14 protein-coding genes are annotated in these 14798 nt (G+C 75.5%); 7 read left to right on the top strand and 7 right to left on the bottom strand.

Annotated features, from left to right (window positions below; genetic code table 11):
* Nucleotides 1-38: 38 nt before the first annotated feature.
* Together G6556_RS10155 and G6556_RS10150 are read right to left on the bottom strand one after the other, a co-directional pair.
* Nucleotides 39-1403: a 3-oxoacyl-ACP reductase gene (locus tag G6556_RS10155; protein ID WP_166940944.1), complete on the bottom strand. Its 1365-nt coding sequence runs from the start codon at nt 1401-1403 to the stop codon at nt 39-41.
* The gene (locus G6556_RS10150) at nt 1403-2761 is read right to left on the bottom strand and encodes an acetyl-CoA C-acetyltransferase (protein WP_166940942.1); all 1359 of its coding nucleotides are present in this window, start codon (nt 2759-2761) and stop codon (nt 1403-1405) included. The genes G6556_RS10155 and G6556_RS10150 overlap by 1 nt, the downstream gene beginning before the upstream one ends.
* A gap of 131 nt (nt 2762-2892) precedes the next feature.
* Between G6556_RS10150 and G6556_RS10145 the strand changes: the two genes are divergently transcribed.
* The 7 genes from G6556_RS10145 (at nt 2893) to G6556_RS10115 (ending at nt 9725) form a co-directional block, all read left to right on the top strand.
* Entirely contained in the window at nt 2893-3630 is a 738-nt protein-coding gene (locus G6556_RS10145) for a TetR/AcrR family transcriptional regulator (RefSeq protein WP_166940940.1), read from the top strand.
* A gap of 46 nt (nt 3631-3676) precedes the next feature.
* Nucleotides 3677-5803, top strand: a complete 2127-nt coding sequence (locus G6556_RS10140) for an acyl-CoA dehydrogenase (protein ID WP_166940938.1) — start codon at nt 3677-3679, stop codon at nt 5801-5803.
* Nucleotides 5804-6010: 207 nt separating this feature from the next.
* On the top strand, nt 6011-6406 hold the full coding sequence (locus G6556_RS10135; RefSeq protein ID WP_166940936.1) for a hypothetical protein: 396 nt from the start codon (nt 6011-6013) through the stop codon (nt 6404-6406).
* Between the two features lie 35 nt (nt 6407-6441).
* Entirely contained in the window at nt 6442-6990 is a 549-nt protein-coding gene (locus G6556_RS10130) for a hypothetical protein (protein WP_166940934.1), read from the top strand.
* On the top strand, nt 6987-8039 hold the full coding sequence (locus tag G6556_RS19510) for a peptidoglycan-binding protein (protein WP_166940932.1): 1053 nt from the start codon (nt 6987-6989) through the stop codon (nt 8037-8039). Before G6556_RS10130 ends, G6556_RS19510 begins: the two co-directional genes overlap by 4 nt.
* Nucleotides 8024-8680 (top strand): ATP-binding cassette domain-containing protein, encoded by a 657-nt coding sequence (locus G6556_RS19505; RefSeq protein ID WP_166940930.1) that lies wholly within the window; start codon nt 8024-8026, stop codon nt 8678-8680. The genes G6556_RS19510 and G6556_RS19505 overlap by 16 nt, the downstream gene beginning before the upstream one ends.
* Nucleotides 8667-9725 (top strand): FtsX-like permease family protein, encoded by a 1059-nt coding sequence (locus G6556_RS10115; RefSeq protein WP_166940928.1) that lies wholly within the window; start codon nt 8667-8669, stop codon nt 9723-9725. Before G6556_RS19505 ends, G6556_RS10115 begins: the two co-directional genes overlap by 14 nt.
* Before the next feature lie 58 nt (nt 9726-9783).
* On the opposite strand, the gene G6556_RS10110 is transcribed toward G6556_RS10115, so the two are convergent.
* The 5 genes from G6556_RS10110 to G6556_RS10090 are packed head-to-tail and all read right to left on the bottom strand — an operon-like array spanning nt 9784 to nt 14796.
* Nucleotides 9784-10542 carry an ABC transporter ATP-binding protein gene (locus G6556_RS10110; protein WP_166940926.1) on the bottom strand — a complete coding sequence of 253 codons (759 nt, stop codon included), beginning with the start codon at nt 10540-10542 and terminating at the stop codon, nt 9784-9786.
* Nucleotides 10539-11342 carry an ABC transporter ATP-binding protein gene (locus tag G6556_RS10105; RefSeq protein ID WP_166940924.1) on the bottom strand — a complete coding sequence of 268 codons (804 nt, stop codon included), beginning with the start codon at nt 11340-11342 and terminating at the stop codon, nt 10539-10541. Before G6556_RS10105 ends, G6556_RS10110 begins: the two co-directional genes overlap by 4 nt.
* Nucleotides 11339-12253: an ABC transporter permease gene (locus tag G6556_RS10100; protein WP_166940922.1), complete on the bottom strand. Its 915-nt coding sequence runs from the start codon at nt 12251-12253 to the stop codon at nt 11339-11341. The genes G6556_RS10105 and G6556_RS10100 overlap by 4 nt, the downstream gene beginning before the upstream one ends.
* A gap of 52 nt (nt 12254-12305) precedes the next feature.
* A complete protein-coding gene (locus G6556_RS10095) occupies nt 12306-13262 on the bottom strand; it encodes an ABC transporter permease (protein WP_166940920.1) in 957 nt (318 codons plus the stop codon).
* Between the two features lie 4 nt (nt 13263-13266).
* Nucleotides 13267-14796 carry an ABC transporter substrate-binding protein gene (locus G6556_RS10090; protein WP_166940918.1) on the bottom strand — a complete coding sequence of 510 codons (1530 nt, stop codon included), beginning with the start codon at nt 14794-14796 and terminating at the stop codon, nt 13267-13269.
* Between the last annotated feature and the right edge of the window lie 2 nt (nt 14797-14798).

The raw sequence follows: 14798 nt of genomic DNA, 5'->3' as shown, positions 1-14798 counted from the left end.
GCCGGCCCCCGCGTCCCGCGCCGGCGTCTCGACCGCCGTCACCGGCCCACCATGCTCTGCCCGCACACCCGCAGCACCTGCCCGACCACCCCGCCGGCCTGCGGGGACGCCAGGAACGCCACCGCCTCGGCGACGTCGACCGGCAGCCCGCCCTGCTGGAGCGAGGACAGCCGGCGCGCGACCTGCCGGGTCAGCGCGGGCATCCGGGCGGTCATCTCGGTCTCGATGAACCCGGGCGCGACGGCGTTGGCGGTACCGCCGAACGCGGCGAGCAGCGGCGCGGTGGCCTGCACCATGCCGATGACCCCGCCCTTGGACGCGGCGTAGTTGCTCTGCCCGCGGTTGCCGGCGATCCCGGAGGTCGACGCGAGCGACACGATGCGCGGCGCGTCGGTGAAGTCCCCGGAGGTGAGCAGCGCCTCGTTGATCCGGAGCTGCGCCGCGATGTTCACCGCGATGACGGACTCCCACCGGTCGGGCGACATGTTGGCGAGCAGCTTGTCCCGCGTGATGCCGGCGTTGTGCACCATGACGTCGAGCCGGCCGTGCCGCCCGAGCGCGTGCTCGAGGATCCGGGCGCCCGCGTCGTCGGCGGTGACGTCGAGCTGCAGGGCGGTGCCGCGCACCCGGTTGGCGACGGCGGCCAGGGCCTCGCCGGCGGCGGGCACGTCGACGGCCACGACGGTGGCGCCGTCCCGCGCGAGCGTGGTCGCGATGGCCTCGCCGATGCCGCGGGCGGCGCCGGTGACGACCGCGACCCGGCCCTCCAGCGGGCGTTCCCAGTCGGCGGGCAGCGCGCCGGCCGCGGAGTCGACCGGCAGCAGCTGGCCGTCGACGTACGCGGACCGGGCGGACAGCAGGAACCGCAGCGCGCCCAGGACGGCGGGGGCCGTGACCGGCACGTCGTCGGCCAGGACCACGCCGTTGCCGGTCGCGCCCGCGCGGAGCTCCTTGGCGATGGACCGCAGCGCCCCGTCCACACCCTGCCGCGCGGCGGCGAGCGCCGGCGCGTGGTCGGGTCCGGCGGCGCGCGAGACGGTGACGACCCGCCCGCCCGGCGCCAGCGTCTTGAGCACGGGCGACAGCGCCAGCAGCGGCTCGGCGAGGTCCGTCGGGTGCGACACGTCGGTCAGCGCGAGGACGACGGCCGCGAACCGGGTGCCCTCGCCGGCGTGCCGGCGGACGTCCAGGTCCCAGCCCTTGTGCTCCGGCGAGGTGCCGGAGAGGAACTGCGCGAGCGTGTCGGCGTCGCCGCCCTCGCCGAGCACCAGCACGGGCCCGTCGACCAGCGGGGTGCCCGCGCGGTACCGGCGCAGCCGCGCCGGGCGGGGGAGCCCGAGCTGCTTCGCGACCTTCGCGGTGAAGCCGCTGTTGACCAGGTCCAGGTAGGTGTCGGTGGCCATCACACCGCCTCCAGGATCGCGGCGACGCCGAGGCCGCCGGCGGCGCACACCGAGACCAGCGCGCGGACCGGCCGGTCCTCGCCCGCGGCGAGCAGCTCGGCGCGGCGCCGGTGCAGCGTCTTGGCGACCGTCGCGACGATCCGCCCGCCGGTCGCGGCGAACGGGTGCCCGGCCGCGAGCGAGGAGCCGTGCACGTTGAGGCGGTCGCGGTCGACGGTGCCGAGCGCGTCGTCCAGCCCGAGGCGGGACAGGCAGAACTCCTTGTCCTCCCAGGCCGCCAGCGTGGTGAGCACGGTCGACGCGAACGCCTCGTGGATCTCCACCAGGTCCAGGTCGGCCAGCCCGAGGCCCTGCCGGGCGAGCAGCCGCGGCACCGCGTACACCGGGGCCATCAGCAGCCCGTCCTCGCCGTGCACGAAGTCGACGGCGGCGGTCTCGGCGTCGACGACCGCGGCCAGCGGGGTGAGGCCGCGCGCGCGGGCCCAGTCCTCGGAGGCCAGCAGCACGGCGGACGCGCCGTCGGTCAGCGGGGTCGAGTTGCCCGCGGTCATCGTGGCCGGGGTGTCGAGGCGGGTGCCGAACACCGGCTTGAGCTTCCCGAGCTTCTCCAGCGAGGTGTCGGCGCGCAGGTTCTGGTCGCGCACGAGCCCGCGGTACGGGGTCACGAGGTCGTCGAAGAACCCGTCCTCGTACGCGGCGGCGAGCCGCTGGTGGCTGGCGAGCGCGATCTCGTCCTGCGCCTGCCGGGTGATGCCCCACTGCGCGGTGGTGAGCGCCTGGTGCTCGCCCATCGACAGGCCGGTGCGCGGCTCGTCGGTGCGCGGCGTGGCCGGCTTGAGGTCCCCGGGCCGCAGCGCCGCGGCGGCCTTGAGCCGCTGCGGGACGGTCTTCGCGCGAGCCAGGGTCAGCAGCGTCCGGCGCAGGCCCTCGCTGACGGCGATCGGCACGTCGGACGCCGAGTCGACGCCACCCGCGACGCCCGACTCCACCTGGCCGAGCCGGATCTTGTTCGCGATCGACACCACCGCCTCGAGCCCGGTGGCGCACGCCTGCTGCAGGTCGTACGCGGGGGTGCGCGCCGACAGCGGCGAGCCGAGCACGGCCTCGCGGGTGAGGTTGAAGTCGCGGCTGTGCTTGAGCACGGCGCCGGCGACGACCTCGCCCAGCACCTCGTCCTGCAGCCCGTACCGGGCGACGAGCCCGTCGAGCGCGGCCGTGAGCATGTCGAGGTTGCTCACCCGGGCGTACGGGCCGCCGGCCCGCGCGAACGGGATCCGGTTGCCGCCCACCACCACGGCGCGCGAGCCGCCGGTCGTGGTGGTCGCGTCGGCGGTGGGTGAGCTGGGGGTCGGTGCCATCGGGGTCCTCCCGCATCGTCGTCGATCAGGGTGGTGCCGGGTCAGGTGCCGTCCGCTGCGCCGGGAAGTGGGACCTCGGTCCCTTGCAGCGACGGTGCCCGAAACTCACAGTACCTGATACCGTCGGTTCTGTGACCCCGATCACCCGCGCACCGTCGACGGCGACGGACGACGGCCGGTCGACCCGGTGGGAGGACCACCGCGAGGCCCGCCGCGCCGAGCTCGTGCGCGTCGCGCGCCGGGTCGTGCACCACGGCGGGCCGGACGTGTCGATGGACGACATCGCGGCGGCGGCGGGTACCTCCAAGTCGATCGTGTACCGGTACTTCACCGACAAGGACGGCCTGCAGCTCGCGGTCGCCGCGGCGGTGGTCACCGACATCCGGGACGCCCTCGACGCCGCGGCGGCGGGCGCGGCGGGGCCGCGGGACGCCCTGCGCGGGATGGTCGACACCTACCTGTCGATGATCGAGTCCTCGCCGCACGTGTACGCGTTCGTGACCGGCGGCGGCTCCGTGGGGCACTTCCTCGACTCGGTGACCGAGCTCGTGGCGGCGCCGTTCGTGCGGGCGCTGGAGCAGGGGCCGGGCGCCGCGGCCGACCCCGCCGACGCCGCCTGGACCCGGCTCTGGGCCGCCGGCGCCGTCGGGTTCGTGCGCGGGGCGGGCGAGCGCTGGCTCGCGGGGTCCGGCACACCCGACGCCCCCCGGGAGGACCGCGAGGACGTCGCCACCCGCGTCGCCGCCTGGCTGTGGGCCGGTCCGGTCGGCGCGCGCACCCGCGAGCAGGCCGGCCGCGCCGAGCCCGTGCCGCACCGTGACCCGCGTGACCAGCGAGACCAGCGAGACGAGCAGCACCCGCAGGACTGATCCACCACCGTGCGTCGACGGCGACGCACCGACGGAGGGAACGCGCATGACCACGACCGCACCGACCCCGGCCACCACCCCCGGCCCGGCGGTGACGACCCCGACCGCGACCGTCCGGCCCACCGGCGCCGGGCACCCGCGGACGCACGCCGACGCGCGCGTGGACGTGCCGCGGCTGACCGACCTGCTGCTCGGCCGGTACGCCGACCTGCGCCGCGGCGCCCGCGACGTCGTCGCGCAGCAGCGGTTCCAGCGCGTCGAGGGCCTGGCCGTCCCGGAGCACCGCGCCCGTGTCCTCGACCAGCTCCGCACGCTGGCGCGCGAGGGTGACGTCCTGCGCGCGTTCCCCGAGCGGCTCGGCGGCGCCGACGACCACGGCGGCAGCCTGGCCCGGTTCGAGGAGCTGGTGGCGGCCGACCCGTCGCTGCAGATCAAGGCCGGCGTGCAGTGGGGCCTGTACGCGTCGGCGATCCTGCACCTCGGCACCGAGCGGCACCACGACCGGCTGCTGCCCGGCGCGATGTCGGTGGACGTCCCGGGCGCGTTCGCGATGACCGAGACGGGCCACGGCTCGGACGTCGCCAGCATCGGCACCACGGCGACCTACGACCCGGCGACCGAGGAGTTCGTCATCCACACGCCGTTCCGCGCGGCGTGGAAGGACTACCTCGGCAACGCCGGCCAGCACGGCACGGCCGCGGTCGTGTTCGCGCAGCTCGTGTCGCAGGGCCCGGACGACCCGCGCCCGGTCAACCACGGCGTGCACGCGTTCCACGTCCCGATCCGCGACGCGGCGACCGGCGACTTCCTCCCGGGCGTCGGCGGCGAGGACGACGGCCTCAAGGGCGGGCTCAACGGGATCGACAACGGGCGGCTGTGGTTCGACCACGTCCGCGTCCCGCGCGCCGACCTGCTCGACCGGTACGGCTCCGTCGCCGCCGACGGCACGTACTCGTCGCCGATCGCCAGCCCCGGCCGCCGGTTCTTCACCATGCTCGGCACGCTGGTGCAGGGGCGCGTCTCCCTCGACGGCGCGGCGGTGAACGCGGCGAAGCTCGGCCTCGTCGTCGCGGTGACCTACGGCAACCAGCGCCGGCAGTTCGCCGGGGCGTCGCCGACCGACGAGGTCGTGCTGCTCGACTACGGCGAGCACCGCCGCCGGCTGCTGCCGCTGCTCGCCGAGACCTACGCCGCGACGTTCGCGCACGAGCACCTGCTCGCCGCGTTCGACGACGTGTTCTCCGGCCGGGACGACACCCCGGACTCCCGCGAGGAGCTCGAGACCCTGGCGGCCGCGCTCAAGCCGACGTCGACCTGGCACGCGCTGCGCACCCTGCAGACCTGCCGCGAGGCGTGCGGCGGCGCCGGCTTCCTCACCGCCAACCGGCTGACCTCGCTGCGGGCCGACCTGGACGTCTACGTGACGTTCGAGGGCGACAACACCGTGCTGTACCAGCTCGTCGGCAAGCGGCTGCTCGCCCGGTACGCCGCGCAGGTCGGCGGCGACCCGGCGGTCATGGCCCGGCTCGTGGCCGGCAAGGCCGCCGACGCCGCGCTGCACCGGATGCCGCTCGCCCGGGCGGTGCAGACGCTGGTCGACGCCGGCGACGCCCGCCGGTCGGCCGGCCAGCTCCGGGACCCGCACACCCAGCGCGACCTGCTGGCCGACCGGGTGGCGACGATGGTCGCCGAGCTCGCCCAGGCCCTCCGCCCCGCCCGGCGCGCCACCCCCGAGGTGGCGGCCGAGCTGTTCGACGCGCACCAGCACGAGCTCGTCGAGACCGCCCGCGCCCACGCCGAGCTGCTGCAGTGGGAGGCGTTCACCCGGGCGCTCGACGCGGTGCCGGACGCCGGCACCCGCCAGGTGCTCACCCGCCTGCGGGACCTGTTCGGCCTCACCGTGATCGAGCGGAACCTCGCCTGGTACCTGGTGAACGGGCGGCTGTCCGCGGGCCGGGCGCGCACCGTGACGTCCTACATCGAGCGGCTGCTGGTCCGGCTGCGGCCGCACGCGCAGGACCTGGTCGACGCATTCGGGTACGGGCCGGAGCACGTCCGGGCGGAGATCGCGTCCGGCGCGGAGGCGGCGCGGCAGGCGGAGGCGCGGGAGGCGCAGCGCGCGGCGCGGGCCTCGGGGACGGAGCCGGTGCCGGAGCCGAAGCCGGCGCGCTGAAGCGCGGTGCGCCGGGCACCGGGCGCGCGCCCGGCGCCCGGTCCGGCCTGCCTGGTGCCGGCCGCCGGGGCGGAACGGCTCAGGAAGAAAGCCCGGGAGAATTGTCGTGCGAAACGCCTGCGCGGGCGTGGCGGGGGTCGCTAACGTGGTTCGCGCGGCGGGCGAATCCGCCGTTGACCACCAGGTTCGACGTTCAGGGGGCTTTTCATGCGTCATTCCACCGCCCGTCTCCGTTCCGGCCTCGTCGCGCTGGTCCTCGCCGCCGGCACCGTGTTCGCGGCGGCGGCGCCGGCGTCGGCGGCGCTGCAGCCGGGCTGCGCGCTCTACCCGTCCGCGCCCTACTCCAGCGGGGGACGGATCTACTACTCGGCGACCGCCACCTGCGGGACCTCGAACCCGGTGATCTCGCGGGTGGAGGCCGCCCTCCAGCGCAGCGGCACCGTCGTCGCCAACGTGATCCAGACGAGCGGCGGGACCACCACCCTGCGGGCGTCGGGTTCCTCCGGCTGCTCGGCCGGCACGTACCGCACGTATGCCTGGGCGAACGACAAGAACACCAACGCCACCGAGGGGGCGACCGCGTACAAGTCCCTGTCCTGCTGATGACGACCCTTCGAGCGCGGCGAGGTCGCACCCCGGTGACCACGGGGTGCGGCCTCGCCGCGCTCCTGCTCCTGCTCCTGGGAGGCTGCACGGACAACGGTGCGACGGCGGACGAGCCGGTCCCGGGCCCCTCCTACTCAGCGGGACCGATCACCGAGGCCGAGTACCTCTCGATCGTCCGGGCCGTGCACAGCTGCATGGCCGACGAGGGCTACGACGTCGAGGACGTGGAGCGGCGCACCGACGGGGTCACCTACGGCTTCCAGTTCTCCGGGTCCGGCACCGGGAGCGGGTCGTCCTCCGGGCAGCAGGACCTGGTGGCCTGCGAGGAGCGCTACGGCCTGATGGCGGCCGAGATCGCCTTCCAGGACCAGGTCTCCCTGTCGGGCGCGGAGCGGGAGGCCGTCTACGGGCAGCTCATCGCCTGCCTCGACGGCGCGGGGGTCACCGGGATCACCTCGTCCTCGACGGCGGCTGACGTGGGCCAGGCGATCCAGCAGCTCGAGCGGGCGGGGACGGACGTGACGGACGCGACCACCTGCTGGAACCAGTACTCGACCCGGCTCTTCGGGTCGTCCGGGTGAGGCGGGCCCGCGTCTACGAGGTCGCCGTGGTCGCCCTGGTGGCCGCGGCGGTCCTCGCGGTGTGGCTGCTCACGCGCGGGGCCCCGGAGGCGCTCGCCGATCTCGATCCCGATCCGGTCCCGGTCGCCGCGCCGGTGACGTCCACCGAGCTCGACTTCGCATCGGACGGCAGCCTGACCGCCACGCTCGGACCGGGGCCCGACGTGCTCGCCTCCGCGCTGACCGGCACCGTGACGGCCGTGGCGGCGGCCCCGGGGGTGGAGCTGGCGGCGGGCACCGCGGTGTACGCGGTCGACGGGGTGCCGGTCGTGGCCTACGCGGGAGACACCGTGCTCTACCGGACGCTTCGGGTCGGCGACGAGGGCGAGGACGTCCGTGCGGCCCAGGGGCTGCTCGCCGCGCTCACCGGACGTGACGTGCCGGTCGACGGCCGGTTCCGCGCGAGCACTGCTGCGGCGGTCCGGGCGTACGAGCGCTCGCTCGGTGTCGCGCAGCCCACCGGGGAGCTGCGGGCCGAGTGGTTCACCCGGCTGCCGGTCGTCCCGTTCGTGGTCGACGCCGTCGCGGTCCAGTCCGGCCAGCCCGCACCCCCTGCAGGCGATCCCGTCGCGACGGCGACGGCGACGGCGACGGGCTACCAGGTCGGCACGGCGTCCCCCGGGCCGGCGGGGGACTACGAGCTGGTGACCCCCGGTCACGAGATCCCGCTCACCCGGGCCGCCGACGGGACCTGGACGGTGCCGGACGAGGCGGCCGCGCTGAGCGTCGTGCTGGCGACCCCGGCGGTCGACGGCAGCGTGACGGTGACGGGTCGCATCCGCCTGGTCACCGGTGAGCCGGGCCAGGCGGTCCCCGGTGCCGCGGTGGTCACCGACGCGTCCGGCGCGACCTGCGTGGTGGACGCGGCGACGGGGGACGTCGTGCCCGTGGCGGTCGTCGGGGCCGGGGTCGACGGGACCGCGCGCATCCGGCCGGCACTCGACGAGGGCGCCACCGTCCTGGTGAACCCGGCGGTGATGCGCGGGGACGTGACGTGTCCCTCCAGCTGACCGGGGTCGGGGTGACGTACCCGGGGACGACGAGGCCGGTCCTGGTCGACTTCGACCTGCTGGTGCCGACCGGGACCTCGCTCGCCCTGATGGGGCCCTCCGGCACGGGCAAGTCCACCGCGCTCGCGGTCGCGGGGCTGCTGCTGGCGCCGACGACCGGCGAGGTCCGGATCAACGGCCGGTCGCGCACGGTCCGCGACGGTGCCGAGGTGCTGCGCCGCGAGGTCGCCTGGGTGCTGCAGACCGTGAACCTGCTCCCCCGGCGGACAGCCGTCGACAACGTGCTGCTCCCGGTGCTCGCGGCCGGCGGGACCCGCGAGGACGCCCGTGGCGAGGCGGTCGCCCTGCTGCGTCGGGTCGGGGTGCAGGACCCGGAGCAGGTCGCCCGGACGCTGTCCGGCGGGCAGGCGCAGCGCGTCGGGGTCGCCCGTGCGCTCGCCGCCCGGCCCAGTGTCATCGTCGCGGACGAGCCGACCGCCAACCTGGACGCCGCCACCGGGCGGGACGTCGCCCGCGCGCTGCTGACCGCGGCCGCCGGGACGACCGTGCTGCTGGCCACGCACGACCGGGCGGTCGCGGCGATGGCAGACGTCGTCGTCGAGCTCGAACCGCCCGAGCAGGTGCGCCGTGTGGCGTCCTGACGAGCTGCTGGTGGAGGCGCGCCGCAACCTCGGACCGGCGCACGCCGTGCTCGGCGTGCTCAGCGCCCTCGTGTCGGCCGCGGTGGTCACGCTGCTGCTGCTGCAGGGTGGCGCCGCGCTCCACCAGGAGTCGGCGCGGCGGGCCGCGGGAGCACTCGTCTGGACCGCGACGGCGTCCGAGCCCAGCGTCCCGCTCGACGGCGCGGCATGCACGCGGCTGACGGGTCTGCCCGGGGTCGCTGTCTCCGGGGGCGTGGCGGCCGAGCCGCCCACGGAGCTGCGCGCCTTCCCGGGCGGTTCGCCGTTGCCGGTCACCGGGTTGACGGGAGGCGCGGCGCAGGTGTTCGTGCCCTCGGCGCCGTGGGCCGCCGCGACCGTCGGTGCCGAGCTCGCCGCGCTCGGCGAGGTCGGGCGCGGCAGCTGGCTGGTCGACGCGGCGGGGAGCCGCGCGGTCCAGGTCACGGAGGTGCTCGACGCCGCCCCCGTGAGCGCGCTCTCGTCCGGGCTCACCGTGCCGGTCACCTCGGACGCGCCGCTGTCGGCCTGCTGGGTCCGGATGGACCCTGGTGCCGCGCCGCACGGTGGCGACGTCCTCGTCGGGGCGTTCCCGGACGGGGTCGCCTCGGTCTCGCCGTACCTGAGGGACCAGGAAGGCGTCCTGACCCCGGTGGAGCGGTGGCGGTCCACGGTGCACCTGCAGCCCTGGGCGGTCGGCGGCGCGGTGATCGCGGCGACCGCCCTGCTGGCGCTCTGGGCGCGGCGCACCGAGCTCGCGGTCTACCGGACGTTCGGGACGCCCCGCTCCGTGGTCGTGGCGCTCGCCGCCGTCGAGCTGATCTTCGTGCTCGTGCCGGCGGCCGCAGCCGGCGTGCTCCTCGGCGCGGCGGCGTGCGCGGTCGTGACCGGTGCAGGCGCCCCGTGGGACCTCGCCGGAACGGCGGTGGCGCAGGCGGCTGCCGCGGCGTCGACCGGCGTCCTGCTGACGGTGCTGCTCGCACCCCTCACGGTGCGGCAGCGACTGACGGACACTCTGCGAGACCGATGACCGACGACGTCGGCCCGTTCCTCGCGTGCGCTGCTCGGTCTCGGGGGTGATCCCCGGCTCAGACCCCCGGCAGCTGCGGCACCGCCGCGAGCAGCCTCCGGGTGTACGCCTCCTGCGGGTCCGCGAGCACCGACGCCGTCGGCCCCTCCTCGACGACCCGGCCGTGGTGCAGCACCACGGTGCGCTCGCACAGCCGCCCGACGATCGCGATGTCGTGGGACACCAGCACCAGCGTGAGCCCCTGCTCGGCCGCGAGCCGCTGGAGCAGGTCGACGACCTGCCCGCGGACGGACACGTCGAGCGCTGAGACCGGCTCGTCGGCGACCAGCACCGACGGGCGCGGCGCGAGGGCCCGCGCGATCGCGATGCGCTGTCGCTGGCCGCCGGAGAACTGCGCCGGGTACCGGGACGCGACGTCGGGGTCGAGGCCGACCGCGGCGAGCACCTCGGCGACCCGCTCCCGGTGGTCGCCGGGGACCTTCAGCGAGCGCAGCGGCTCCGCGACGACCGCACCGACCCGCATCCGCGGGTCGAGCGAGGACCGCGGGTCCTGGAACACCGGCTGGACGTCGGCGCGCAGCCGGCGCAGCAGGCCGCGGTCGCGCCGCGCCAGGGGCTCGCCGCGGTACCGCACCTCGCCGGCGGTGGGGGAGTCGAGGGCGAGCAGCTGGCGCAGCAGGGTCGACTTCCCGGAGCCGGACTCGCCGACGATGCCGACGCTGCGGCCGGCCTCGACCCGCACGGAGACGCCGTCGAGCGCGCGGGTGGCGCCGAAGGTGCGGACGACGTCGACGGCCTCGAGCACGGGGGCGGTCATCGCGGGCCCCCGGACGTCGGCAGGCCGGTGACGGCCCGCGCCGCCCCGACCAGCTCCCGCGTGTACGCGGCCTCGCCGCCGGCCAGCGCGGCACCGACGGACGTGTGCTCGACCACCCGCCCGTCGCGCATGACCACCAGGTCCCGCGCGACGCGAGCCACGACCGGAAGGTCGTGCGTGACGAAGACCAGCGCGACCCCGGTCCGGTCCACGAGGTCGTCCAGCAGGTCGAGCACCTCGGCCTGCACCGTGACGTCCAGCGCGGTCGTCGGCTCGTCGGCGAGCAGCACGCGCGGCTCGCAGGCCAGGGCCATCGCCAGGGCGACGCGCTGCCGCTGCCCGCCGGACAGCTGCCACGGGTAGGACCCGAGGATGCGCTCGGTGTCGTCGAGGTGCACGAGCCGCGCCAGCCGGGCGGCCTCGTCCCGCGCCGCGCCGCCGCGCAGCCCGCGGTGCAGCCGCAGCGGGCCGGTGATCTGCCGGCCGACGGTCATCAGCGGGTCGAGCGCGGTGAGCGGCTCCTGGAACACCATCGCGACCTGCCCGCCGCGCGCCTTCGCCAGCCGCCGCGGGGGCAGCGTGAGCAGGTCCTCGCCGTCGAGCAGGACGCGGCCCGTGGCGCGCATCCCCTCGGGCAGCAGGCCGAGCACGGCTAGGGCCGTCATCGACTTCCCGGACCCGGACTCGCCGACGACGCCGAGCCGGCCGCCGGCGTCCAGCGACCAGGACACGCCGTCGAGGATGCGGCGCCCGGTCGAGGTGGTGACGGTCAGGTCCTCGACGGACAGCAGGGCGGTCATCGGTCACCCCTGAGGTTCGGGTCGGTGCGCTCGCGGATCCCGTCGCCGAGCAGGTTCAGCCCCAGCACGGCCACGACGATCGCGACGCCGGGCAGGATCGCCCCCCAGGGCTGGACGAGCATCGTGGACTGGGCCTCCTGGAGCAGCCGGCCCCAGGACGCGTTGGGCGGCGGGGCGCCCAGACCCAGGTAGGACAGCGACGCCTCGGCGAGCACGGCGCCGCCGCCGAGGAGCATCAGCTGGACGAGCAGCGTCGGCCAGACGTTCGGCACGACGTGCCGCAGCACGGTGCCCCACCAGCCGGTGCCGGAGGCGTGCGCGGCGGTCACGTAGTCCTCGCGCAGCACCCGGGCGACGTTGACCCGGGTCACCCGCGCGATCACGGCGGACCCGGAGATGCCGATGGCCCAGATCGCCGACGACAGCGAGGCGCCGCGCACCGTGACGATGAGCATCGCGAGCAGCAGCGTGGGGAAGGCGATGAGCAGGTCGACTCCGGACAGCAGGGTGACGTCGACCCAGCGCCGGGTGGCGCCGGCCAGCACGCCGACCGCGACCCCGAGCACCCCGGCGACCAGCATCGACGCGGCGGCCACGATCAGGGCGTTGCCCGCGCCGGTCATCAGCTGGGAGAGCAGGTCCCGGCCGAGGCGGTCGGTGCCGCCCCAGTGCGCGGCGCTCGGCCCGGCGAGCCGTTCGCCGGTGCCGGTGTCGTCGAGGGCGTAGGGGGTCCAGAACAGCGACACCAGGCCGACGAGGGCGACGAACCCCACGAGGGCGGCGCCGACGACGAGCGAGGGCGGCAGCCGACGGGCGCCGCGGGACCGCGCGCCGCCGGGGCGCCCGGGGGCGGCCGCGGGCGCCTCGACCCCCCGCGCGACCGGGGTCGTGGTGGTCAGCTCGCCGGTCATGCCGGGGCCCCCGCGAGATCGGGAGCGGAGCGAGCGATGTCGTGGGGAGTGCTCACGCCGCCACCTCCGCCGTCCGCAGCCGCGGGTCGATGGCGCGCTGCCCGAGGTCGACCAGCGCGTTCATGATCAGCACGACCGCGGTGAGCCCCAGCACGAGGGCCTGCACCACGGGCAGGTCGCGGGAGGTCACCGAGTCGAGCAGCAGCGTGCCCAGCCCGGGCAGGGCGAACACGTTCTCGATCACCACGGCGCCGAGCAGCGAGGTCGCCAGCTCGATGCCGAGGATCGACACGACGGGCACGGCCGCGTTGCGCAGGCCGTGCCGCGCCAGCGCGTGCCACCGGCCGTAGCCGAGCGACCGCGCGGTGCGCAGGTAGTCCTGGTCCAGCACGTCGAGGGTCGCGGACCGCACGTACCGGACCATGACCGCCGACATGGCGATCGCGACCGTGACCACCGGCAGCACCAGCGACCGCACCGCGGCCGCGGGGTCGTCCCAGCCGGTGCGGGGGAACCCGCCGGCCGGCAGCCACCGGGCCTGCAGCGCGAGGACGAGCACCAGCAGCACGCCCACCCAGAACACCGGCACCGCGACGCCGAGCTGGGACACCGCCGACACCGCGACCCCGACCGGCCCGCGCCGGTGCACCGCGGCGATGACGCCGAGGGGCACCGACACGAGCACGGCCAGGACGAACGCGGACAGGCTGAGCGGCACCGTGATGGGCAGCTTCTGGGTGATCAGGTCGGCCACGGGGAGCCGGGACACGAACGACGTGCCCAGGTCCCCGCGGACGACCTGGCCGAGCCACTGCACGTACTGCGTCACCACCGGCTGGTCCGTCCCGAGCTCCGAGCGGAGCTGGTCGAGCTGGTCCGTGGTGGTGCCCACGCCCAGGGTGGCGCCCGCGGCGTCGCCCGGCAGCAGCCGGAGCACGACGAACACGACCACGCTGGCCAGGACGAGGGAGATCAGCAGGGCGCCGATCCGCAGCAGTGCAGCGCGCACGGTCTCAGGACTCCCGGACGATGTCGGCGACGTAGAACGACTCGGTCACCTGGTCGACGGGGAAGCCGGTGACGTCGGCCCGGGCGACGCGGATCTGCGGGTCCAGGTACAGCCAGGCGGACGCCGCCTCCTCGCCGATGGTCTCGTTGACCTGCTTCAGCAGGTCGACCTGCTCGGCCTCGGTCGACGCCTGGTCGGCCTGGGCGACCCACTCCTGCACCTCCGGGTTGTCGTAGCCCCAGTAGAAGTCGGGGTTCGCGTACCAGAGCACGTCGCGCGGGTTCACGTGGCCCATGAGGGTCGTCTGGAAGTCGTGGTCCGTGTAGACCTTCTGGTACCAGGTGGCGTCGTCGATCGGGTTCGGCGTCAGGGTGACGCCCACGGCGGCGAGGTTCTTGGTGAGCAGCGCGAGGATCGCCTCGGTGGTGTCGTCCGGGATGTAGTCCACGGAGATCTCGAGGTCCGTCACGCCGGCCTCGTCGAGGAGCGCCTGCGCGGCCTCCGGGTCGTAGCCGTGCACGTCGGCCTGGTCGACGAACCACGGGTCCGTCGGCGGGACCATCGAGCCGATGACCTGGCCGTAGCCGTCCCAGACCGCCGACAGGATCGCGTCGCGGTCGATCGCCTTGTAGAGCGCCTGGCGGACGCGGACGTCGCTGAACGGCGCCTCGCGGTCGTTGAACGCCCACAGCTGCTTGGTGGTCGAGGTGCCCTCGGTGATCGTGAAGTCGGGGTTGTCCTCGAACTGCACGAGCTGGTCCGGGGAGTCCTCGGCGATGACGAGGTCCAGGTCGCCGGTGAGCAGCGCGTTGTTCAGCGCGGTGGTGTCCTGGAAGAACCGGAACGTCACGCCGGCGTTCTTCGCGGGCTCGCCCCAGTAGCCGTCGTACTTCTCGATGGTGAGGTGGTCGCCCTGGACCCACTCGACGAACCGGTAGGGGCCGGTGCCGTTGTCGCTGGTCAGCTCCGTGTCGCCGTCCTGCACGATCGTGACGGAGGCGAGGTAGAACGTCAGGCCCTGCGACGGGCGGGACAGGTCGAGCTCGACGGTGGCGTCGTCGACCGCGGTGGCCTGCTGGATGACCAGCAGGTCGCTCTTGCGCGCCGACTTCGACTCCGGGCCGATCGCCTCGGAGATGCTCCACACCACGTCGTCCGCGGTGAGCGGGGTGCCGTCGTGGAACGTCACGTCCGGCTGCAGGTGGAACGTGTACGTCAGGCCGTCCTCGGACACGTCCCAGGACTCGGCTAGCGTCGGGATGACCTGGCCGTCGACGTCGACCGAGGTGAGGCCCTCGAAGACGTTCCGGGTCATGGTCTGGGAGACGCCGGAGGAGCCGCCGACGTTGCGGACGAGCCCGGTGGGCTCGTTGGTGGAGCCGATGACGATCTCGGCCGAGGCGTCGGGCGTGCCCGAGGCGGCGGACGAGTCGCCGCCGGAGCCCGAGCCGGAGCCGCAGGCGGCCAGCGCCAGGGCGGCGGCGACGGCCAGGGCGGCGCCGAGCGGGGCGCGGCGGGAGCGACGGGTGCTCACGG

It is taken from the genome of Cellulomonas sp. IC4_254, from assembly GCF_011603975.1.
Lineage (GTDB): Bacteria > Actinomycetota > Actinomycetes > Actinomycetales > Cellulomonadaceae > Cellulomonas.
This window is presented reverse-complemented; position numbering and strand designations above follow the sequence as displayed.